Here is a 21,922-nt window from a genome sequence, read left to right as displayed (position 1 = left end):
GCCCGCATGGCGTCAACCGGGCGGTCAGAGGCCGGGCGTATAGCCCGCCGCCGTAACGGCAGCCTTGATCGCTTCATGGTCGGCCGAGCCCAGAACGCTCACCCGTTTGCTGCCGGGATCAGCGGCCACAGAGGTTCCCGGCACCCGGGCTTCGATGGCGCCCTTGATCCGGCCGGCACAGTGGCCGCAGGTCATGTCCTCGACCTGGAAGGTCACGGCCTTGCCGACCGGCGCGGCCGTCTCCGTTGCGGGCTTTGCATGCTGTTGGCAGGAGCACATCTGCATCATCCTTTCGATGTGGCGATGACCGAAGCCTGCTCCTTCCCATCGTGGGAAGGTCAAGCGGCATTGTCACGGACGCCCGCGATCGCCGTTCGAAAGCCCCGGGCTGCACCGGCCCTTGCTGCAGACGATGGTGACGATCTTGTGCGAGGTCCCCAGGCAATTGGCACGGTAAGCGATGAGACCGCTTTGCTGCAGCACCGTCTCGATCCGCGGCGCGGCGCAACCGCTGTCGAGCAGCGCCTTTTGCAGGCCGGCATCGGAGGCCAGGGCGGCCGAGCTTGCCACAGCGGCCACGACCAGAATCGCCACATCGAGATGAAAGCGGGCGCGCCGAGGCCACCCGCCTTCCTCGGGTATCGTCACTTCGCCTTCTGGAGCTTGGTGACGGTGATCTGGCCATTGACGCGGTCGGCGTCGAACCTGACCTTGGTTCCGGCCTTCAGCCCCTTCAGCATCTCGGGCTCGCCGGCTTTGAACACCATGGTCATGGCGTCCATGTCGAGATTCTTGATCGGGCCGTGATTGATCGTGAGCTTGCCCTGGGCTTCATCGACCTTGGTGACGGTGCCGCTGACCGACTGCGCGGCGGCCGGCAGCGCGGCGATCAGGAAAGCGAGGGTGGCGGCGGTCTTCAGCATGGCAGGCTCCTTTCGTTGAAATCGTTCACTTGACGATGATCTTGCCGGTCATGCCGGCCTCGCGGTGCCCCGGGATCAGGCAGGAGAAATCGAACTCACCCGCCTTGGTGAAGGCCCAGACGATCTCGCCGGTCTTCTTCGGCGCGAGCCGCTTGGCGTTCGGGTCGTCGTGCTCCATGTCGGGGTTCTTCTGCATCTCGACGGCGTGCTTGAGGTTCTCCTCCAGCGTCGCCAGCACCAATTCATGGTCGAGTTCGCCGTTGTTGCGCAGCTGGAAGCGGATCTGCTCGCCGCGGCGGATCTCAAGCCGGTCCGGAATGAAGGCCATCTTGCCGTCGCGCTCGCTCATCACGACCTGGATGATGCGAGCCGGCTTCTTCGGATCGCCAGGCTTGCCATAGGCGGTCTCGCCGCCATGGCCATGGCCGGCCCCGCCTGGGCCTGCGAGCGCTACCCCGGCGGAAAGAAGGACCGCGATTGCGGCAAGCTTGAAGGCTGCTGTACTCATCTGCCTCTCCTGATCGTGGAACTGCATGTCAGTGGTTGGAATGCGGGTTCTTGGCTGCCGGGCGCGGCTTGCCGTTGGGCCCAAGGCTTGGCTTGCGTGGGTCCTTGGCGCGCCACGCGGCCGCCTTGACGCCGCTCTCGGGCGGCGCCGCGCGCGTCGCTTCGCCAAGCTTCGCGCCCTTGAGTTCGTAGGCGACGGTTCCCTCGGGATGCTTGAACCAGCCGGGGTCCTTGTAGTCGTTCTTCGCCAGCCCTTCGCGAACCTTCACCACCGAGAACATCCCGCCCATCTCGACCGGGCCGAACTGGGCATAGCCGCTCATCATCGGCAGGGTGTTTTCGGGCAGGGGCATCTCCATCGAGCCCATCTCGCCCATGCCGTTCGAGCCCATCGGCATGTAGCCGGGCGCGATCTTCGTGATGCGCTTGGCCAGGTCCTTCTTGTTCACGCCGATATAGTTCTTCACCGAATGCCCCATGGCATTCATGGTGTGATGCGACTTGTGGCAGTGGATCGCCCAGTCGCCCGGCTCGTCGGCGACGAAATCGAACGCGCGCATCTGGCCGACGGCGACGTCGATCGAGACCTCGTCCCAGGCCGCCGCCGGATCGACCCAGCCGCCATCGGTGCAGGAGACCTTGAACTCGTAGCCATGCATATGGACCGGGTGGTTCGTCATGGTCAGGTTGCCGAAGCGGATGCGGACCTTGTCGTTCTGGCCCACGACGAAGGGATCGAGCCCCGGAAACACGCGGCTATTCCAGCACCACATGTTGAACTCGGTCATCTCCGCGACGCGCGGCACGTAGGAGCCGGGCTCGATGTCGAAGGCGTTGAGCAGGAAGACGAAATCGCGATCGACGCGGCGGAAGGCCGGGTCCCTGGGATGGACGACGAAGAAGCCCATCATGCCCATCGCCATCTGGACCATCTCGTCCGAATGCGGGTGGTACATGAAGGTACCGGAGCGCCGCAGCAGGAACTCGTAGACGAAGGTCTTGCCGGGTGGGATATGCGGCTGCGTCAGCCCGCCGACGCCGTCCATGCCGTTGGGCAGGCGCTGGCCATGCCAGTGCACCGCCGTGTTCTCCGGCAATTTGTTGGTGACGTAGATGCGGACCTTGTCGCCCTCGACCGCCTCGATGGTCGGCCCCGGCGACTGGCCGTTGTAACCCCAGAGATAGGCCTTCATGCCGGGCGCAAGCTCGCGCACCACCGGCTCGGCGACGAGATGGAACTCCTTCCAGTCGCCGTTCATCCGCCAGGGCAGCGACCAGCCGTTGAGCGTCGCGACCGGCTGATAGTCCGGCCCGGTCGTCGGCACGAGCGGTGCCTGCGTCGCAGCCTCCGTCATGGTCGGCGCTTCCGGCACGGCGGCGAAGGCGCTGCGGCCCGAGACGGCGGTGGCTCCGGCCAGCACGAGACCGGATGAGCCGATGAATCCTCTGCGCGATAGCGTGGTCATTGTTGCGCTCCTTCCGCCCGCTCAGTGTCCGCCGCCACCGGCATCGCCGCCGCCAGCCGCGGCGACTGTGGCTGAGCCACCTCCGCTGCCGCCGCCGATCAGCGCGTGCTTGAAATCGGTATGGGCGATCCAGAAATCGCGGCGGGCATTGATCGCGGCGACATTCGAGAGGATGCGGCTGCGGGCATCCGCGATCAGGTCCGTCACATCGTTGAGCATGCCGCTGTACTGCAGCAGCGACTGCTCCTGGATGATCTTGCGCAAGGGCAGGACGTTGGCCTGGTACTGGCGCGTGATGTCGTAATGGGCGCGATAGGCGGTATAGGCCTCGCGGGCCTCAGAGCGGATATTGACCGCCTTCTCCGCCAGCTTGTTGGCGGCCTGCATATAGGTCTGTTCGGCGAGCGCGACCTTGGACTGGCCGAAATCGTAGATCGGGATATCGATCTCGAGCTCCAGCGTCCGGCTGCGGCTGGCTTCGCGCTCGACATGGCCGTGGTCGTTGATGCTGCGGCTGCGGTCATAGGTGCGCCGCCCGAGCAGGTCGATATCGTTGACGAAGCGCGTCGCCTGCGTGAGGCCGAGCGACTTGGCAAGCGTGTCGAGCTCGGCCCGCGCGATCCGGAGATCGACGCGCTTCCGCAAAGCCTCGGTCTCGATCGCCTTCACCGATTGCAGGCGCGGCAGAGGCGGCAGGCTGCCCAGCTGGAACTTCAACTCGTCGCCCCAGAGGCCGAGCTGACGGACGAGACGCTCGCGCTCCTGGCGCTGCTGTTGGCGGGCCTGCGCGAGCTGGACGGTCAATTCGGCCTCGAAGGCGAATTCGCGGGCCTGGTCGATCTTGTTGACGCCGCCGGATTCGCCGAGCCGCTTGAGCAGTTCGGACGCTGCATCGGCCGAGCTCTTCGCCTCCTGGTAGAAGGCGACCTGCGCATTGGCAGCAACCGCCCGGTAGTACTGGCGGCGGGTATCGGCCGCGAGCCTGAGCACAGCTTCTGCCGTCCGCATCTGCGCGGTCTGGAAGCGGTCGCGGGCGATCTCGGCCCGGGCCGGGAGAGTGGCGAGCGCCAGCAGGCTGCCGACGATCTGGCGCTCGATCTCGACCTCGAAGCGGCCGGAGAGCTTGGAGATGCCGAAGCGCGGATTGGGCGGCAGGCTGGCGGCGACCATCTGCGCCTCGGCCATGCCGAGCTCGTTGAAGGCGGCCTGCAGGCCGCGATTGTTGAGCAGCGCGACCTGCACCGCCGTATCCGCCGTCAGCGGCTTGCGCAGGAGCTGGTCGACGCGCGCCTTGGCAGTGAGCGCGGCCTGATCGTCGCCGATCTTGGTCACGTCCCTGCCGATATCGGCATAGGTCGCGCTCTGGATCGCGCCCATGCCGCCATCGGCCGAAAACCCGGCGCAACCGCCCAGCAGAGCGGCGGCGCCAGCAAGCAGGGTCCAGCGCAGCAGGCGCCGGGCTTTCGGAACGAGAGAGGAGGTCAAGGCCGGTCCTTGGACAGCGGCACGCAATGGCACGGCGGCGGGATGGTTCGGCTTCGTCATGGTTTCGGCCCGACCCGGCGGTTGAGCTCGCGCCAATCCTTCGGATCGGCCGGGCGATAGGTGGCGGCGCCCGCCGTCACGCTGCCGTAGGTGACGGCTGGGACGCGGACATTCGGATCGACCGGCCGGGCCAGATGGTCTGGAACGGCGGAGACCGTGCAGGCGCCCAGCGCCAGGCCGATCGCCGCCAGGAACGGCAGCTTCACCAAGCTCACGACTCATGGCTCCCCTGTTGCGGTGAGGCAGGGGTAGCAACGCCGCTTCCTCGGCGTCCGTTACAAATTGTTTCAAACCGGGGCGGGCAACGGCGCAGCAGGCGCGCTATGGTCGGGACAGATGGGAAAGGAAAGCGTGCGCTCGAACGGCATGGCGATGTCAGGGACTACAAGCAGCGAGGCGGATCAGGCCCCCGTCGCGCCGATCACCGACGATCACGGCCATATCCTGGTGGTGGACGACGATCCGCAGATCAGGTTGCTGGTCGCGCGCTTCCTCCAGCGCCATGGCTATCAGGTCACCGGCGCCCCGGATGGCCGCGCCATGCTGGAGACGCTGGCGCATAGCACCGTCGACCTGATCGTGCTCGACCTGATGCTGCCCGGGCGTTCCGGCGTCGAATTGTGCCGGGACGTGCGGGCCAATTCGCAGGTTCCGATCGTGATGCTGACCGCCCGAAACGAGGAGAGCGACCGCATCACCGGCCTCGAAGGCGGGGCGGACGACTATGTCACCAAGCCGTTCAGCCCGCGCGAATTGCTCGCCCGCATCCGTGCGGTGCTGCGCCGTGGTCGGGTGCCGCGAAACTCGGTCCTGACGCAGCCGAGCGGGATCGTGACCTTCGACGGCTGGCGCATGGATCTGCGCCGTCGCGAACTGCAATCGCCGGCTGGCACGTTGATCGATCTCTCGACCGGCGAGTTCGACCTGCTCGTCGCCTTCGTCGAGCATGCCAACCGCGTGCTGTCGCGCGAGGCGCTGATGCAGTTCGCCAAGGCACGGATGAGCGACGATCCCTTCGACCGGACGATCGACGTCCAGATCAGCCGCTTGCGCCGCAAGCTCGAAGCCGATGCCAGCGGCGGCCAATTGATCAAGACGGTGCGCGGCGCGGGCTATCTATTCGCCTCCACGATCGGGCGCGAGGAAGGACAATCCGCTTGACGAGGCTGCACGGACGCTTCTGGCCCGACACCGTGGCAAGCCGCGCGATCCTGATCCTGGTCGCGGCCCTGCTCGCCTTCCACCTGCTCGGCTATTGGGCCTTCCGCGTCGGCGTCGAGAGCTTCGCCGCGGCCGGGCGCGACGGCAGCCTCGCCGAGCGCATCGTCTCGATCAAGCGCGCGATCGCCAGCCTGCCCGACGGGGCGGAACGCGACCGCGTCGCGCATGACCTGTCGAGTGCGAGCCTCGAAGTGCACTGGAGCAAGGTCAGCCTCGTGCTCGGCAGTGCGCCTGCCACCGAGCGCACGCGCGCGCTGGAAGCGCGTTTGAGAGAGCAGGCTCCCGATCTGGCGGCCGCCTCCTTCCGTGTCGGGCAGGTCGATGACGGGGCGCTTCCGGCCGGTAACGCCAATGCGGACAGGCACATCATGCTGGTCTCGATCCGGCTCGACGATGGCAGCTGGGTCAATTTCTCGTCCTCGGCGCTCGGCGCCGCGCAGCATCTCGACTGGAACCTGACCGCGATCATGATCTGCTTCGCTGTCGGGATCGTCGTGGTCGCACTACTGCTGTTGCGCTGGGCGACCCGGCCGCTGCGCGATCTCGCGCTGGCCGCCGAGCGCTTCAGCCTGGATCAGGTGCCGCAGCCCTTGCCGGAAGACGGCCCGGCCGAGGTGCGCCGCGCGGCGCGGGCCTTCAACACCATGCGCGAGCGCATCCAGCGCCTCGTCAGCGAGCGGATGCAGGCGATGGCGGCCGTGTCGCACGACCTGCGCACGCCGATCACCCGGCTCCGCCTGCGCTCCGAATTGCTCGACGACGACGCGACGCGACGCCTGATCGATGCCGATCTCGGCGAGATGGAGGAGATGATCGACTCGACACTGGAGTATCTGCGCGGCGGGGTCTCCAGCGAGGCGGCCCGACCGGTCGATCTTGCCTCCATCATCGAGACGATCGTCGACGAGCATCTCGACCAGGGCCATCGAGTCAGCCTGTCGGGTCTCAATACGGCACCGATCCTGGGGCAGGTGCTGCCGCTGAAGCGGGCCTTCTCCAATGTCATCGCCAACGCGCTCAAATACGGCGGTTCGGCTGCTGTCGGCATCGCCGAAGCCGGCGGCCGCTTCATCGTCACGGTCGAGGACGAAGGGCCGGGCATCCCCTCAGTCGACATGGAGCGCGCCTTCCTGCCGTTCGTGCGGCTGGAGGAATCGCGTGGCCGCGAAACCGGCGGCTCCGGCCTCGGCTTGACGATCGCCCAGGCCGTCGCCCGCTCGCATGAAGGCTCCGTCACGCTCGAAAACCGGATCACGGGCGGCCTGCGCGTCATCGTTTCCCTGCCCCGGCTCGATCGCCCGGCGGAAAGCCATGCCCCGCGCAGCGAGACGCTGACCCGTACTGGAAACGCCTAGCGGGCTCCGGGGCCTGCAAGCTCACGCGGCGGCGACCGCGACGAAGCGATGGCGGTAATCGCCCGGCGAGAGCCCGACGAGGCGGTGGAAGAGCTTGCGGAAAGCAGCGACATCCTCGTAGCCGACGGACCAGGAAATCTGCTCGATCGAGCGCCGGGTGAATTCCAGCAGCTCCCGCGCCTTGCCGACGCGCAGGTGCTGGGCATATTCGATCGGCTTCATCCCGGTCGCCGCCTTGAAGCGGCGCTGGAAGGTGCGCTCCTCCATCGCGATCACCTTCGCCATATCGCCGACGCTGATCGCCTTGGCCTCGCGCGCCTGCAGCCAGTGCTGCACCTTCAGGATCGCCTCGTCGCCATGGGTCAGGCGCGGCGCGAAACGCGAATAGTGACGCTGCTCGCGCCCGGCGGAATCGATCAGCATGAAGCTGCCGGTCTCGGCCATCACGGTCGAGCCCAGCAGCCGGTCGACGAGCCGGAGGCCGAGATCGGTCCAGGCCATCAAACCGCCGGCCGTGATGATGTCGCCGTCCTCGATCACCATCTTGTCGGTATCGAGCCGGACATCGGGAAAGCGTTCGCGGAAGGCGTCGGCGAAGAGCCAATGCGTCGTCGCCGGGCGCCCCGACAAAAGGCCCGTCGCCGCCAGCGCGAAGACCCCGCCGCAATTGGCCGCGAGCGTCGTACCCTGGGCATGCCGATCGAGCAGCCAGCGCGCATAGGGCGTCGCCTCCTCGATCTCCATCGGGCCGGTGAGCCGCCCGGGCACGACCAGCACGGCGGGCTCCATCGGCCGCTCGAAATCGGGGTGGCTGTCGAAGACCCGGCCGAGGCAGCCGTCATCATCCGGCCGCCAGTGGCTGACGCGCAGCCCCGGCCCGCCGCGCCGGGCGGAGAAATGCCCGGCAATGTCGAGAAGATCGGTCATGCCGTGGACCATGGCGGTCTGGCAGCCCGGATAGAGCACGAGCCCGATCTCGGCCTTCGGCGGCGCTGGAATGGCTGCGACCATGGCTCGTCTCCACGATTGTCGGTTTTGGCCCGGTGAATGTCGGTTCCGCCAATCCCGATCATCCCTCACCAGGCGTAATCCTTCAACCACGGGGCGCGGACGTCCCGCTGAGTTTCCTCAAGGTACTGAAAGGATGACGACAATGGCCACGATCACCACCAAGGACGGCACCAATATCTTCTACAAGGACTGGGGCCCGAAGGACGGGCAGCCGATCGTCTTCTCGCATGGCTGGCCGCTGACGGCCGATGCCTGGGACGCGCAGATGGTCTTCTTCGCCAATCAGGGCTTCCGCACCATCGCCCATGACCGGCGCAGTCATGGCCGCTCCGACCAGGTCTGGGCCAACAACACCATGGATCAGTATGCCGACGACCTCGCCGAACTGATCGAGAAGCTCGACCTGAAGGACGCGATCCTGGTCGGCCATTCCACCGGAGGCGGCGAAGTCACCCGCTATATCGGCCGCCACGGCACGGGCCGGGTCGCCAAGATCGGCCTGATCGGCGCGGTGCCGCCGCTGATGCTCAAGACCGAGGCCAATCCGGGCGGCCTGCCGCTCGATGTCTTCGACGGCATCCGCAAGGGCACCTACGACAACCGCTCGCAGTTCTTCCTCGACCTGACGATCCCGTTCTACGGCTACAACCGGCCGGGCGCCGTGATCTCGGAGGGCATCCGCCAGAGCTTCTGGCAGCAGGGCATGATGGGCGGGCTCAAGGGCCAGCTCGACTCGATCCGCGCCTTCTCGGAAAGCGACTTCAACGCCGACCTGAAGCGCTTCGACAAGCCGACGCTCGTGCTGCATGGCGACGACGACCAGATCGTGCCGATCGGCGCCGCGGCGCTCTCGACGGTGAAGATCGTCAAGCACGCCGTCCTCAAGGTCTACGAAGGCGCCGATCACGGCCTGACCCAGACCCATCAGGATCGCTTCAACGCCGACCTGCTGGCCTTCATCAAGGGCTGATCGCCCGCCGGCCGGGCCGACGCGGCCACCCCACACTCATCGCGAAACCAGGCGCCGGACGGCACTCGCGCCGTCCGCTCGCTCCCTCACGTCCCGGAGAATCCCAATGACCAAGCAGACCTTCCTCGTGACCGGCGCCTCGAACGGCATCGGCGCGCTCTATGCCGACCGCCTCGCCAAGCGCGGCCATGATCTCGTCCTCGTCGCCCGCAGCGCCGACAAGCTTGAGGCTCTCGCCGAACGCCTGCGCCATGAAACCGGCGTCGCCGTCGAGGTGCTCGCCGCCGATCTCGGCAAGGCCGGCGATCTCGCGAAGGTCGAAGCCAGGCTGCGCGAGGACGCCGCGATCACCGGCCTCGTCAACAATGCCGGCATCGCCGGCGAAGGGCCGATCCTGACCGCCGACCCCGCCCATATCGACAACATGATCGCGCTGAACGTCTCTGCCGTGACCCGGCTCGCCGCTGCGATCGCCCCGCGCCTCGCCACTCGCGGTTCAGGCACGATCATCAACATCACCTCGGTGACGGCGCTGATGCCGGAAGCCTTCACCGCCGTCTATCCGGCGACCAAGGCCTTCGTGCTCGCCTTCAGCGAGGCGCTTCAGGCCGAGCTCGGCCCAAAGGGCGTGCATGTGCAGGCTGTCCTGCCGGGCATCACACGCACCGCGATCTGGGAGGAGGAGCGCCTCGCCCAGATCCCGACCGAGATGGTGATGTCGGTCGACGACATGGTCGATGCAGCGCTTGCCGGCCTCGATCTCGGGGAGCGGATCACCATCCCCTCGCTGCCCGACACCGCCGATCTCGAGCGCTTCCTCGGCGCCCGCGGCGCGCTGCGCCCGAACCTCTCCCTTCGCAAGCCCGCCCCGCGCTACGGCGCCTGAAGCAGCGGCCAGACCAAGGACAACGATCATGATCCCCGGACTTTCCATCCAAACCCTGCTGACCGTCCATGTCGCGGTCAGCCTGATCGGCATCGCCACGGGGCTCGTGGCCATGCCTGCGCTTGCTGCTGGCCGCTGGCTCGGCGGCTGGCAGGCCGGCTTCCTGATCACGACGGCGCTGACCAGCGTGACCGGCTTCCTGTTCCCGTTCAGCGGCGTGACGCCGGCCTTCCTCTTCGGCGTGATCTCCATGGTAGCGCTCGCCGTCACCGCTGCGACCTGGCCGTTCCGGGCGCAGCGCGCCGCCGGCATCGCCTATGCCGTCACCGCTGCGCTCGCGCTCTACCTCAATATCTTCGTGCTGATCGTGCAGTCCTTCCAGAAAGTCCCGGCCCTGCAACCGCTGGCGCCGACGCAGAGCGAGCCGCCTTTCGTGATCGCCCAGACCGTCCTGCTGATCGCGGCGCTTGCTGTCGGCACCCTGGCAGTGCGCGCAACGCGCCGCCAGGAGATCCAAACCGGCAGATAAGGCATATTGGTATACACCAGAACTTCCGCTACTGCCCCTGCACCAGAACCATAGCGGTTACCGGCAACTCCGTAGCGGATAGGCATGTCCTTGACAGCCCGGATCAACTCAAGTGGTATACACCAATTCTCACAATGGGTGCCTGCCGGCGAAGGCTTCCGGCAGCGCCGGGTGCAGCCTCCGGAGACCGTCATGAGCGAGATCGTCAAAGTCAAATCCGGCAGCAAATACGAGACCCTGAACAGCTATTCGCGGGTCGTCGTCGCCGGCGACATGATCTTCGTCTCCAACACCGCCGGGCGGAACTACAAGACCCGCGCCATCGCCTCCGACGCCAAGGGCCAGGCCGAGCAGGCCTTCAGCAATATCGAGGGCGCGCTCGCCGCTGTCGGCGCCTCGCTGAAGGATGTCGTCGCGGTCAAGGTCTTCGTGCCGGATATCGGCGACATGGACGAGGTCAACGCGGTCGTCGGCGCCAAGTTCAGGGGCATAGACCCGGCCAATACCACGACCTGCACGCCGCTCGGCCAGCCCGAGCTGAAGGTCGAGTTCGAGGTCACCGCCTATAAGCGGCGCAACCCGGACCAGCCCGAGCAGCGCATCAGCGTCGACCTCTCCTGAAATCGGGCGCTACCATGCCGGACGTCGTCATCGTCGGGGGTGGGATCAGCGGGGTTTCGGCCGCCTACGAGATCGCGCGGGCCGGCCAGTCCGTGACGCTGCTCGAAGGCCGCAGCCTCGCGGCGATGGCATCGAGCTGGACGCTCGGCGGCGTCCGCCAATCCGGGCGCGACCCGGCTGAGCTGCCACTGGCGCAGGCCGCAGTCGAACGCTGGGGTGGGCTCGAGGAAGAGCTCGGCGCGCCGACCGGCTATCGCCGCCACGGCAATCTGCGGCTGGCGCGAACCGAGGCGGAAGTCGCTGTCATCCGCGAATTGGTCGCGCAGCAAAGCAAGCTCGGCCTCACCATCGAATACCTGCCGGACAACATTGCGGTGCGAGACAGGGCGCCGGCGATCGGGCCCGGCATCCTCGCCGCCTCCTTCTGTCCGGGAGACGGCCATGCCGATCCGGTCCCGGCTGTCCGCGCCTACGCCGAGGCCGCCAGACGGCACGGCGCGGTGATCCGCGAGGGCGTGCCGGTTCGCGCCCTGACCCGCTCGGGCGACCGGATTACCGGCGTCGAAACGCAAGCCGGCGAAACAATCGCCGCCGATCGCGTCATCGTGGCGACGGGCATCCACACGCCGGAACTGCTGGCGCCGCTCGGCCTTGCCCTGCCGCTCATCGTCAAGCTGGTCTGCGTGATGCAGAGCGTGCCGCTGCCGTCCTTCCTCGCGCCGGTCTTCGGCGTCGCCAATGCGGATTGCGCCGGGCGGCAGGAGATCGACGGGCGCCTGCGCGTGACCACCGGTATCGGCGACTGGCCGCATGATCCAGCGAGCTGGACCGAAGCCTCGCTCGCCCCGCGCAGCCGCGATGTCGCGGCCCTGATCGCGCGCACGACGCAGGTCCTGCCGGCGCTGGCGGAGGCCGGCATCGCTCGGCTCTGGGGCGGATTGATCGATCTCACGCCGGACGCCCTGCCCGCGATCGACGCCGATACCGGCCTCGACGGGCTCGTCATCGCCGCCGGCTTCTCCGGGCACGGTTTTGGCATCGGCCCCGTCACCGGCGAGATCCTGGCCGATCTCGCGCTGGGACGCCGATCGCGCTTCGATCTCTTGCCCTTCCGGCTGAACCGCTTCACGCATGGCCAACGACAGGCCGCCGAACTCACTCTGCACGGATAGGACAATCTCCCGCCATGCTGCCCTCTGATGGACGCGTCATCCTGATCTCCGGTGCCAATCGCGGCATCGGCCGCGCCATCGCTGAATTGCTGCAGGCGCAGGGCTACAGCCTGAGCCTCGGCGGACGGGATCTGAACTCCCTGCAGTCCATGAGCGCCGGCTGGGACCCGTCGCGCGTCCATGTCGCCCGCTATGACGCGGCCGACTGGGCGAGCCATCGCGCCTGGGTCGATGCGGCCGCCGCCCGCTTCGGCCGGATCGACGGGCTCGTCAACAATGCCGGCATGCACAGCGCCATGACCCTGCGTGCGCCCGACGAAGCCGCGCTCGACGCGATCTGGGCGGCGAACTGCAAGGGGCCGCTCAACCTGATCCATTGCGCCCTGCCTCATCTCGAGGCCTGCGGCGCCGGGCGCATCGTCAATGTCGCCTCACTCTCCGGCAAGCGCGTGCGCAACGACCATGTCGCCTACAACATGACCAAGCACGCGATGATCGCGCTGAACCATGCCGCACGGCGCATCGCCTGGGACAAGGGCGTGCGCGCGACCGCGCTCTGCCCCTCCTTCGTGCGCACCGACATGACGGCTGCGAGCACCGCGCTGCCGCCGGAAGCCATGACCCAGCCCGCCGATCTCGCCGCGCTGGTTGCCACCGTCCTGGCCCTGCCCAACAATGCCACCATCGCGGAATTGCTGGTCAATTGCAGGCTGGAGGACACGCTTTAGCAACGGCGCCGGGAGAGCGCCGCTACCCGATCTCGATCATCACGCTCAACGACAAAAGCAGGGGAAGAGCCATGAAGAGACCCGTTTCGATCCTCGCCGCCCTGGTGGCCGGCGCCCTGATGGCCGGGCCGGCCCTCGCGCAGAAGACCGTGCTCACCGTCGGCATGCAGAGTTCGGATGCCGGCGTGCTCGACCCTCATCTCAATTCCGGCACGCCCGGCAAGGCGATGTTGCAATGGATGTTCAACGGGCTGGTGCGGATCAAGCCCGGCGAGCTCTCGCCGGAATTCATGGAGCCCGACCTCGCCGAGAGCTGGAGCGCCTCGGCCGACGGCAAGGAATGGACCTTCAAGCTGCGCCAGGGCGTGCAGTGCCATCACGGCTATGGCGAGTTCACCGCCGAGGACGCGGTCTATTCGCTGAAGCGCGCCGCGACCAAGGAAAGCTCGGCCTTCTCGTCGGACTATGCCGCCGTCGACGCGATCGAAGCGCCCGACAAATACAGCGTCAAGATCACGCTGAAGCAGGCGATCCCGAGCCTGCTCGGCATCGTCATGAACTACCATGGCGGCAACATGGTCTGTAAGAAGGCCGCCGATGAGCTGGGCAAGGACGGCTTCGCCAAGAAGCCGGTCGGCACCGGCCCGTTCATGTTCCAGGAATACGTGCCGCAACAATACGCCAAGCTCGTCGCCAACCCGAACTACTTCCGCGGCAAGCCCAAGCTGACCGAAATCCTCTACCGCTTCATCCCCTCGGATTCCTCGCGCGACCTCGCCTTCCAGTCCGGCGAGCTCGACATGATGCTGGGTCGGCAGGAGCAGGCCTGGGTCGACCGCATGACGGCGCTGCCCGGCGTCAAAGTCGTGGCGATGGGGCCGGCCGAGATGTCGGTGCTGCACCTCAATACGAGCCAGCCGCCGCTCGACAACATCAAGGTCCGGCAGGCCTTCGCCCATGCCATCGACCGCAACGCGATCTGGCAGTTCCGCGGCAAGAACATCTCGCGCCCGGCCGTCTCGGTCGTACCCTCGGGCTATCTCGGCACGGATGAGAAGGCCCCGCTCCTGCCCTTCGACCTCGCCAAGTCGAAGGCGCTGCTGGCGGAGGCCGGCTTCCCCAACGGCGTCACCATCAAGGCGATCAACACCACCCTGCCCTCGATGCTGAGCTTCACCGAAGCGACGCAGGCCCTGCTGAAGCGCGCCGGCATCACGCTGGAGATCCAGCCGGTGGAGCACGCGACCTTCCACCAGCAGATCCGGCAGGACCTCTCGCAGGTCGTGCATTTCCAGGCGGCCCGCTTCCCGGTGGCGGATGTCTATCTCTCGCAGTTCTTCCACTCGCGGGCGATCGTGAAGACGCCGACGGCGGTGACCAACTTCTCGCATTGCAAGGTCGCGGATGCCGAGATCGACGCCGCCCGCTCCGAGACCGACAAGGTGAAGCAGCTCGCCCTGTGGAAGACCGCGCAAGAGAAGATCATCAAGGAAGTCTGCGCCGTGCCGGTCAACGAGATGATGCAGCTCTGGGCCTACAAGGAAAGCCTCGACCTCGGCTACGAGCTCAAGGCTTCGCTCAATCTCGGCCCGCCGGTGCTGGAGACGACGCGCTTCACGAAGTGAGGTCGGATTTCCCGATCTCACGAGGAACCTCCGCGTCATCCCGGACAAGCCGCGAAGCGGCGCCGATCCGGGATCCATCGTAGAGCTCCGGCGCCCTTCGATGGATCCCGGGCAAGCCCGGGATGACGGTCGAGTGTCCGCACGCAGCGATCCGGGTTTCTCGCCCGGTCAACGGCTTCTAGAACAGGGCGGCATCATGAGCGCCTTTCTCGTCAAACGCCTCGGCTTCGCCATCGTCACGCTTTGGGCCGTGCTCTCGCTGGTCTTCGTCGTCGTGCGCATCGTGCCCGGCGACCCCGCCCAAGTGATCCTCGGCGATCAGGCCGACGCGGCGGCCATCGCCGCGATGCGAACGCGGCTCGGCCTCGATGCCTCGATGAGCGAGCAATATTTCAGCTTTCTCGGCGGCGCCGTGCGCGGCGACTGGGGGGTCTCGCTGGTGACGGGCCGGCCGGTGATCCAGGAGGTTCTCGCCGTCCTACCCTGGACGATCGAGCTCACCATCGTCTCGCTGGCGATCGGCATCGTCATCGGCGTGCCGCTCGGCGTCTGGGCCGCGGTCAACCGCAACCGCATGCCGGACTATGTCACCCGCATCGCCTCGCTGCTCGGCCTCTCCTTCCCGCCCTTCGTCTCGGCGATCATCCTGCTGATCCTGTTCGCGATCATGCTGCGCTGGTTCCCGGTGATCTCGGCCGGCACCGGCTCGGCCTCGGCCTGGTTCCAGTCCATGGCGCTGCCGGCGCTCAATCTCGGCTTGATCATGGCGGCCTACATCACCCGCGTCGCCCGCTCGGCCATGCTGGAGGTGATGCAGGAGGATTATGTCCGCAGCGCCCGCGCCAAGGGCGTGCCCTGGCGCGTGGTGATCTGGCGGCACGCGCTGCGCAACGCGCTGATCCCGATCATCACCATCGTGGGCCTGTATTTGGGCATCCTGATCGGCAATTCGGTGCTGACCGAGATCGTCTTCAACCGGCCGGGCCTGGGCAAGCTGATCGTCGGCGCGCTGAACCAGCGCGACTACACCATGCTGCAGGGCATGATGGTGATCTACACGCTGATCGTCGTGCTCGTGAACATCGCGACCGACATCACCTATGCCCTCGTCGATCCCAGGGTGAAGCTGTCATGAGCACCTCCGTCCATGATGCCGCCCCCGTCGCCCCGCCGCGCCTGCGCTGGCTCAAGGCGACGATCGGGGCCTTCAACGCCAACAAGACCTCCTGGGTCGGGCTCGCCATCGTCGTCGCGGTGATCCTCGCGGCGGTGCTTGCGCCGGTCATCGCGCCGCATGACCCGCTGGAGCAGAACATCCTGTCGCGGCTCCAGCCGCCGCATGAGAACTACTATCTCGGCACCGATTATTTCGGCCGCGACATCCTCTCGCGGCTGCTCTACGGCGCCCGGATCTCGCTGGTGATCGGCATCGCCTCGACCGTCATCGCCATGGTCGTCGGCTCCCTGATCGGTTTGCTCGCCGGCTATTATGGCGGGCGCTTCGACATCGTCGTGATGCAGGCGATGGACATCCTGCTCGCCTTCCCCTCGCTGATCCTCGGCCTGATCCTCGTCGCGATGCTCGGCCCCTCGATGGAAAACATCACCATCGCGATCGCGCTGACCTCGATCCCCTCCTTCGCCCGCATCGCCCGCGCCCCGACGATCACGGTCAAGGAACGTGACTATATCGGCGCCGGCCGGGCCCTGGCCTTCTCCGACGCACGGATCATGGCAGGCCACATCCTGCCCAACATCTTCCCGGAAATCCTGGTGATGGCCTCGCTCTGGCTCGCCAACGCCATCCGCACCGAGGCCTCGCTCGCCTTCATCGGGCTCGGCGTCAAGCCGCCGATCGCGACCTGGGGCGGCATGATCCGCGAGGGCTTCGAGAACATCCTCGACAGCTACTGGCTGGTGCTGGCGCCGTCGCTTGCCATTCTCGTCGTCGTCTTCGCGCTCAACGTCCTTGGCGACGGCCTGCGCGACGCCATCGACCCCAAGCTGAAGGGCGAGCGATGAGCGGCCCCGTCCTGTCCGTGGAGAACCTACAGACAGCCTTCCGTATCGGTGGGCAATGGCGCTGGGCCGTCGAGGACCTGAGCTTCGACGTGGCGCCCGGCGAGACCGTCGCGATCGTCGGCGAATCCGGCTCCGGCAAGAGCGTGACCGCGCTCTCGGTGATGCGATTGGTCTCGGCAGCCAATGGCCGCATCCAGGGCCGGATCGCGCTCGAAGGCCGCGACCTGCTCGCGCTCAGCGAGGAGGAGATGCGCAAGGTCCGCGGCAACGATATCGCGATGATCTTCCAGGAACCGATGACGAGCCTGAACCCGGTGCTCACCGTCGGCTTCCAGATCGCCGAAGCCCTGCGCTATCACCGCGGCCTCGATGCTGGCGCGGCCAAGGCCGAGGCGCTGCGCATGCTCGACAAGGTGCGCATCCCCTCGGCGAAGACGCGCTTCGACAATTACCCGCACCAGCTCTCCGGCGGCATGCGCCAGCGCGTGATGATCGCGACCGCACTCGCCTGCAAGCCGAAGCTCCTGATCGCCGACGAGCCGACCACCGCGCTCGACGTCACGATCCAGGCGCAGATCCTCGAGCTGATCAAGACGCTGCAGGACGAGGAGCGCATGTCCGTGCTCTTCATCACCCATGACATGGGCGTCGTCGCCGAGATCGCCGACCGCGTCGTGGTGATGTGGAAGGGCCGGAAGCTGGAGGATGCGCCGGCCTCACAGGTCTTCAACACCCCGGTCCACGGCTACACCAAGGCGCTGCTCGCAGCGGTGCCCAAGCTCGGCGATATGCACGGTCATTCGAAGCCGCTGCGCTTCCCGCGCATCGACCCTGACAATGGCAAGGTCGAGGGCAAGCCGGTCGAGCAGCCGGACACGGTGCAGGCGGCAGAACCGCCTCTGCTCGAAGTCTCCGGACTGACGACCCGCTTCGGCATCCGCGGCGGCGTGTTCGGCCGACTGCGCGGCCAGGTCCATGCCGTCGAGGACGTCAGTTTCAGCCTGCGCCGCGGCGAGACGCTGGCGCTGGTCGGCGAATCCGGCTGCGGCAAATCGACGACGGGGCGCTCGATCCTGCGATTGGTCGAGCCCTCCTTTGGCACGGTCCGCTTCGGCGGGCGCGACGTCACCGGCCTCGGCAAGAGCGACTTGCGCGACGTCCGCCGCGACATGCAGATGATCTTCCAGGACCCGTTCGCGAGCCTCAACCCGCGCAAGAGTGTCGGCAGTGCGCTGGCCGAGCCGATCCTCGTTCACGGCCTCGCGAAGGGCGCGGAGGCGCAGGAGCGCGTCGCCGAATTGCTGCGCAAGGTCGGGCTCGCCCCCGAGATGCATGTCCGGTTCCCGCACGAGTTCTCCGGCGGCCAGCGCCAGCGCATCGCGATTGCGCGTGCGCTCGCGCTTTCGCCGAAACTGGTGGTGGCGGACGAGGCCGTCTCGGCTCTCGACGTTTCCGTGAAGGCGCAGGTGCTGAACCTGATGCTCGACCTGCAGGCCGAGCTGGGCCTCGCCTATCTCTTCATCTCGCATGACATGGCGGTGGTCGAGCGCGTCAGCCATCGCGTCGCGGTGATGTATCTCGGCGAGATCGTCGAGATCGGCCCGCGCGAGGCGGTGTTCTCCGATCCACGCCATCCCTATACGCGCAAGCTGCTGGCGGCGGTCCCGGTTCCCGATCCCAGCCGCCGTGCGCTCCGGCGCGAGCTTGCCGTCGATGAGTTGCCGAGCCCGATCCGCAAGCTCGAGTGGCAGGCCCCGCCGACGGCTCTGGTGGAAGTCAGCCCCGGCCATTTCATCCGCCAGGCGACGGAGACCGACCGGGCATAGGCAGGATCGGAGCGCTGCCAGACAGCGCTCCGACAGGCTCAATCCGCGACGGAGACGTCCGGCGCGACCGATCCGATATTGTAGCCTTCGAGCTGGGCAGCCGGCGCATCGGCGGAGGCGAAGTTCAGGATCGTCGCGGTGCCCGGCGTCACCGGGATCACCCGGGACGGCGGCAGGCCGATGAATTCGTGGCAGGCGGCACGGATGACGCCGCCATGGACGACCGCCAGCAGGTCGCCCTGCGCCTTGTGCAGCCAGTCCCGGATTCCGGCTGCGACCCGGGCGCGAAAATCGCCCCAGCTTTCGCCCTCGTCCGGCGTGAACGTGCCGGCCCGCCAGGCGTGATAGCGCTCCGGCTGCTCGGCGATCAGGTCGCGCTTCCGGCGGCCCGTCCATTCGCCCATGTCGAGCTCGCGCAGGCGGGCATCGGACGGCGCGTCTGGATAGCCGATGAGGCCGACCGTCTGGCGGGTGCGGCCGAGATCGGAGGAGACGACATGCGCCGGCAGCAGCGCCCTGACATAAGGCACGAATTCGCGCGCCTGCCGGATCCCGCGCTCGGAGAGCTCGGAATTGTCGTGCCCCTGCAGCCGCTGCTCGACGTTCCACAGCGTCTCGCCATGGCGCATCAGGATAAGTCTCATGGATCGATCCTTTCGCCTTCCATCGTGAAGGCGGCATCGGGTGTGCTGGAGAACGACAGGCCGACCTCGTCGCCCGGTGTCGCGGTGAAGAATCCCTCGGCCATGCCGGTGAGGCGCAGGTCGCCGACCATGACCGTGACCATCGACTGGCCGGCGATCGGCGCCGCCTCGGCGAAGCGCCCAACGAGCTGGTGCCCGTCGCCGACCCGCCCGATCGCGACGTCCTGCGCGCGGTAGAGCAGCTGCACCCGCTCATGCCCCGCGGCGAAGGCGGCCGGGGCCAGCGGCACATCCGCGAAGACGAACCGGTCCTGCACGCGGGTGACGGGCAGAAGATTGGCCGGCGGCGTGCCGAGGAACGAGGCGACGAAGGTCGTCGTCGGCCGGCGCAACAGGTCGATCGGCGCGCCGAATTGCTCGACCCTGCCATGGTTGAGGACGGCGACATGGCTGGCCATGGTCATGGCCTCGACCTGATCATGCGTGACATAGACCGATGTCGCGCCGGTTGCACGGTGGATGCGCATCAATTCGCTGCGCATCTCGATGCGCAGCTTGGCGTCGAGATTCGACAAGGGCTCGTCGAACAGCAGGATGCTCGGCTTCGGCGCGATGGTGCGCGCGATCGCAACGCGCTGCTGCTGGCCGCCGGAGATTTCGGCCGGGTAGCGATCGCGCAGGGCCGAAATCCCGAGGAGTGCCAGAACCTCGTCGACACGGGCATTCCGGTCGGCCTTGGACCAGCGCGCGACCTTGAGCGGCCAGGCGATGTTGCCCGCCACCGTCATATGCGGCCACAGCGCATAGGACTGGAAGACCAGCCCGGCGTCGCGCGCACCGGCATCGGCGATGATGCCGCCCGCCCCGCTCGACACCGTGCGGCCGACGAAGGCGATCTCGCCCGCGCTCGGCTCTTCCAGCCCGGCGAGCATGCGCAGCAGCGTGGACTTGCCGCAGCCGGAGGGGCCGACCAGCACCAGGAAGGCTCCGCGCGGCACCGAGATGTTCACGTCCTTGACGGCGGGAACGTCGCCGAAGCGTTTCACCAGCTGGCTGATGCGAATGGCGTCCTGCGCCGGGGCGGTCGATGCGGGCGCCATCACTGCTTCCACTTCTGCACACGGGTCTGGATGAGATGCGCCGCCAGCGAAGCCGCCAGGCAGATCACCAGGATCACCAGCGTGATCGCGTTGGCGAACTGCATGAAACCCTCGGACGCATAGCGGTAGGCGACCATGCTGAGCACCGGCGAGGTCGCGGTGAACAGCAGCACGACGAGCGACAGGTCCCGCACCATCTTGACGAAGACCAGGATCGCGCCGGCGAGCAGGCCACGGATCGTCAGCGGAAAGATGATGAAGACGAGGCGGGTGAAGAGCCCCGCGCCGGTCAGGCGGGCGCTCTCCTCAATATCGTTGGAGATCTGGCCGAGGACCGAGCGGCCAGACTGCACCGCATAGGGCAGGTTATGCGCCGTCGCCGCCAGCACCAGAAGCGCGAAGGTGCCGTAGAGCGACGGCAGCGGCCCGATCGGGGCGCCGAACAGCGCGATATAGGCCGCGGCGAAGGCGATGCTGGGGACGAGCAGCGGCAGGAAGGCGAGCTGGCTGAGCACCGCCGCGAGCCAGGTCCCCTTGTTGCGGACGATCGTATAGGCCAGCGCCAACCCGAGCAGCATGGTCGTGAGCGCCACCGTCAGGCCGAGCTTGAGCGTGTTCCACAAGGCCTCGACGATCATCGGATTGCGGAAGAGGCCGGCCTGGCCCTGAGCGAGCGCACCGCCACCCTCGCCGATCCAGAAATGCAGCGTCCAGTTCGAGAACAACGCCCCGCCCTGCGGCGCGAGGCTCGACGCCGCCAGCACCAGCACCGGCAGGACCGAGGTCGCGAGCCCGATCACGAGCGCGATGACGAAGAGCGGCCAGCGCCAGGCCCCGAGCGGAAAGCGCTTGATGCGCCCGCCCTTGCCGGTGACGGTGGTGAACGCCTTGCGGCCAGAGACGAGCCGATCGCTGAAGAACAGCAGTGCGGCCGAGACCGCGATCAGGAGCAGTGCCAGCACGAAGCCACGCTCGGTCTCGCCGGTCTCGATCATGCCGAAGAGCCGGGTGGAAAGCGTCTGCATCCTGACCGGCAGGCCAAGCAAGGCCGGCGCGGCGAAATTCGCCACCGCCCCGGCGAAGGTCAGCGAAGCCGCGGCGATCAGGGCCGGCGTCACCACCGGCAGGACGATGCCGAAGAAGATGCGCCCCCGCCTTGCCCCGGCCATCTGGCCGGCCTCGATCAGGTCCGCACCGACCGAGCTGAGCGCGGCGGCAATGATCGTGTAGGCGAGCGAGAAATAATGCGCGATCAGGACGATCATGGTCGGCGCCAGCCCCCAGGCCAGCCAGTCCGGCACATCGAAGCCGTTCGCCTGGAAGAAGCCGGGCGAGCCACCAAGCCGCTCGTTGCGGAACAGCGTGCCCCAGGCCAGCGCACCGGCGAAGCTCGGGATCATGAACGGCAGGGTCGAGAGCGTCGCGACGAGGCCGCGTCCCGGCAGGTCGGTCAGCGTCACCAGCCAGGCGAGGAACCCGCCGACGAGCAGGCAGCCGGCCGCCACGCCGAGGCCGAGCAACATCGTGGTGAGTAGCGGGCGCCACCAGAGATTGGCGGAGAGCGGACTGGCGAGCACGGTCGTCCAGGCCTGGAGCCCATCCGGCGTGAGCGTCGCCAGCAGGATCTTGACCAGCGGCGCCGCGACCAGAAGCGCGATCACCACGGAGAGGACGAGCGGCAGGACGCGGTTGGCGCGCAGCAGCGGCGCGCGCCCGGACACAAGCGCGAGTGAGGTCATGGCAGCGTTTCCCGGAGCGAGGCCGGCCTCTC

General features: G+C 67.3%; 23 protein-coding genes. 12 read left to right on the top strand and 11 right to left on the bottom strand.

Annotated elements, in window-relative coordinates; genetic code table 11:
• Positions 1-24 precede the first annotated feature (24 nt).
• The 7 genes from AC07NY_RS02965 to AC07NY_RS02935 form a co-directional block, all read right to left on the bottom strand.
• On the bottom strand, positions 25-279 hold the full coding sequence (locus AC07NY_RS02965; protein ID WP_494581688.1) for a heavy-metal-associated domain-containing protein: 255 nt from the start codon (positions 277-279) through the stop codon (positions 25-27).
• A gap of 72 nt (positions 280-351) precedes the next feature.
• Complete coding sequence (locus tag AC07NY_RS02960) at positions 352-648, bottom strand: hypothetical protein (RefSeq protein WP_494581686.1); 297 nt, start codon at positions 646-648, stop codon at positions 352-354.
• On the bottom strand, positions 645-923 hold the full coding sequence (locus tag AC07NY_RS02955; RefSeq protein WP_492285474.1) for a copper-binding protein: 279 nt from the start codon (positions 921-923) through the stop codon (positions 645-647). Before AC07NY_RS02955 ends, AC07NY_RS02960 begins: the two co-directional genes overlap by 4 nt.
• A gap of 25 nt (positions 924-948) precedes the next feature.
• On the bottom strand, positions 949-1,431 hold the full coding sequence (locus AC07NY_RS02950) for a cupredoxin domain-containing protein (RefSeq protein WP_494581684.1): 483 nt from the start codon (positions 1,429-1,431) through the stop codon (positions 949-951).
• Between the two features lie 28 nt (positions 1,432-1,459).
• Entirely contained in the window at positions 1,460-2,896 is a 1,437-nt protein-coding gene (locus AC07NY_RS02945; RefSeq protein WP_494581682.1) for a multicopper oxidase family protein, read from the bottom strand.
• A gap of 21 nt (positions 2,897-2,917) precedes the next feature.
• The gene (locus tag AC07NY_RS02940; protein ID WP_494581681.1) at positions 2,918-4,381 is read right to left on the bottom strand and encodes a TolC family protein; all 1,464 of its coding nucleotides are present in this window, start codon (positions 4,379-4,381) and stop codon (positions 2,918-2,920) included.
• A gap of 56 nt (positions 4,382-4,437) precedes the next feature.
• A complete protein-coding gene (locus AC07NY_RS02935) occupies positions 4,438-4,656 on the bottom strand; it encodes a hypothetical protein (RefSeq protein ID WP_494581680.1) in 219 nt (72 codons plus the stop codon).
• A 157-nt stretch (positions 4,657-4,813) separates the two neighbouring features.
• On the opposite strand from AC07NY_RS02935, the gene AC07NY_RS02930 reads away from it, so the two are divergent.
• Positions 4,814-5,602 (top strand): response regulator, encoded by a 789-nt coding sequence (locus AC07NY_RS02930; protein ID WP_494581679.1) that lies wholly within the window; start codon positions 4,814-4,816, stop codon positions 5,600-5,602.
• Positions 5,599-7,017 (top strand): ATP-binding protein, encoded by a 1,419-nt coding sequence (locus AC07NY_RS02925; protein ID WP_494581677.1) that lies wholly within the window; start codon positions 5,599-5,601, stop codon positions 7,015-7,017. Before AC07NY_RS02930 ends, AC07NY_RS02925 begins: the two co-directional genes overlap by 4 nt.
• A 21-nt stretch (positions 7,018-7,038) precedes the next feature.
• Here AC07NY_RS02925 and AC07NY_RS02920 read toward each other — a convergent pair whose 3' ends face one another.
• Complete coding sequence (locus AC07NY_RS02920) at positions 7,039-8,028, bottom strand: GlxA family transcriptional regulator (RefSeq protein ID WP_494581675.1); 990 nt, start codon at positions 8,026-8,028, stop codon at positions 7,039-7,041.
• 142 nt (positions 8,029-8,170) lie between these two features.
• On the opposite strand from AC07NY_RS02920, the gene AC07NY_RS02915 reads away from it, so the two are divergent.
• The 10 genes from AC07NY_RS02915 to AC07NY_RS02870 all read left to right on the top strand — a co-directional run bounded on the left by AC07NY_RS02915 (position 8,171) and on the right by AC07NY_RS02870 (position 18,407).
• Positions 8,171-8,998: an alpha/beta fold hydrolase gene (locus AC07NY_RS02915; RefSeq protein ID WP_494581674.1), complete on the top strand. Its 828-nt coding sequence runs from the start codon at positions 8,171-8,173 to the stop codon at positions 8,996-8,998.
• Positions 8,999-9,104: 106 nt separating this feature from the next.
• The gene (locus AC07NY_RS02910) at positions 9,105-9,884 is read left to right on the top strand and encodes an SDR family NAD(P)-dependent oxidoreductase (RefSeq protein WP_494581673.1); all 780 of its coding nucleotides are present in this window, start codon (positions 9,105-9,107) and stop codon (positions 9,882-9,884) included.
• Between the two features lie 28 nt (positions 9,885-9,912).
• The gene (locus AC07NY_RS02905) at positions 9,913-10,413 is read left to right on the top strand and encodes a hypothetical protein (protein WP_494581671.1); all 501 of its coding nucleotides are present in this window, start codon (positions 9,913-9,915) and stop codon (positions 10,411-10,413) included.
• A gap of 192 nt (positions 10,414-10,605) precedes the next feature.
• On the top strand, positions 10,606-11,034 hold the full coding sequence (locus AC07NY_RS02900) for a RidA family protein (RefSeq protein WP_494581669.1): 429 nt from the start codon (positions 10,606-10,608) through the stop codon (positions 11,032-11,034).
• Between the two features lie 14 nt (positions 11,035-11,048).
• The gene (locus tag AC07NY_RS02895) at positions 11,049-12,206 is read left to right on the top strand and encodes an NAD(P)/FAD-dependent oxidoreductase (RefSeq protein ID WP_494581668.1); all 1,158 of its coding nucleotides are present in this window, start codon (positions 11,049-11,051) and stop codon (positions 12,204-12,206) included.
• Positions 12,207-12,220: 14 nt separating this feature from the next.
• On the top strand, positions 12,221-12,934 hold the full coding sequence (locus tag AC07NY_RS02890) for an SDR family NAD(P)-dependent oxidoreductase (RefSeq protein WP_494581666.1): 714 nt from the start codon (positions 12,221-12,223) through the stop codon (positions 12,932-12,934).
• Between the two features lie 71 nt (positions 12,935-13,005).
• Positions 13,006-14,559 (top strand): ABC transporter substrate-binding protein, encoded by a 1,554-nt coding sequence (locus tag AC07NY_RS02885; RefSeq protein ID WP_494581665.1) that lies wholly within the window; start codon positions 13,006-13,008, stop codon positions 14,557-14,559.
• Between the two features lie 196 nt (positions 14,560-14,755).
• On the top strand, positions 14,756-15,694 hold the full coding sequence (locus AC07NY_RS02880; protein ID WP_494581663.1) for an ABC transporter permease: 939 nt from the start codon (positions 14,756-14,758) through the stop codon (positions 15,692-15,694).
• Positions 15,691-16,581: an ABC transporter permease gene (locus AC07NY_RS02875; protein WP_494581662.1), complete on the top strand. Its 891-nt coding sequence runs from the start codon at positions 15,691-15,693 to the stop codon at positions 16,579-16,581. Before AC07NY_RS02880 ends, AC07NY_RS02875 begins: the two co-directional genes overlap by 4 nt.
• Entirely contained in the window at positions 16,578-18,407 is a 1,830-nt protein-coding gene (locus tag AC07NY_RS02870; RefSeq protein WP_494581660.1) for an ABC transporter ATP-binding protein, read from the top strand. The genes AC07NY_RS02875 and AC07NY_RS02870 overlap by 4 nt, the downstream gene beginning before the upstream one ends.
• Before the next feature lie 38 nt (positions 18,408-18,445).
• On the opposite strand, the gene AC07NY_RS02865 is transcribed toward AC07NY_RS02870, so the two are convergent.
• Genes AC07NY_RS02865 through AC07NY_RS02855 form a run of 3 tightly spaced genes read right to left on the bottom strand, consistent with a single transcriptional unit; the run spans position 18,446 to position 21,890 of the window.
• Positions 18,446-19,051: a histidine phosphatase family protein gene (locus tag AC07NY_RS02865; RefSeq protein WP_494581659.1), complete on the bottom strand. Its 606-nt coding sequence runs from the start codon at positions 19,049-19,051 to the stop codon at positions 18,446-18,448.
• Positions 19,048-20,151 (bottom strand): ABC transporter ATP-binding protein, encoded by a 1,104-nt coding sequence (locus AC07NY_RS02860; protein ID WP_494581657.1) that lies wholly within the window; start codon positions 20,149-20,151, stop codon positions 19,048-19,050. The genes AC07NY_RS02865 and AC07NY_RS02860 overlap by 4 nt, the downstream gene beginning before the upstream one ends.
• Positions 20,151-21,890 (bottom strand): ABC transporter permease, encoded by a 1,740-nt coding sequence (locus AC07NY_RS02855; RefSeq protein WP_494581655.1) that lies wholly within the window; start codon positions 21,888-21,890, stop codon positions 20,151-20,153. The genes AC07NY_RS02860 and AC07NY_RS02855 overlap by 1 nt, the downstream gene beginning before the upstream one ends.
• Positions 21,891-21,922: the final 32 nt, after the last annotated feature.

The sequence above is a fragment of the Allobosea sp. GW821-FHT09G06 genome, assembly GCF_059416005.1.
This window is presented reverse-complemented; position numbering and strand designations above follow the sequence as displayed.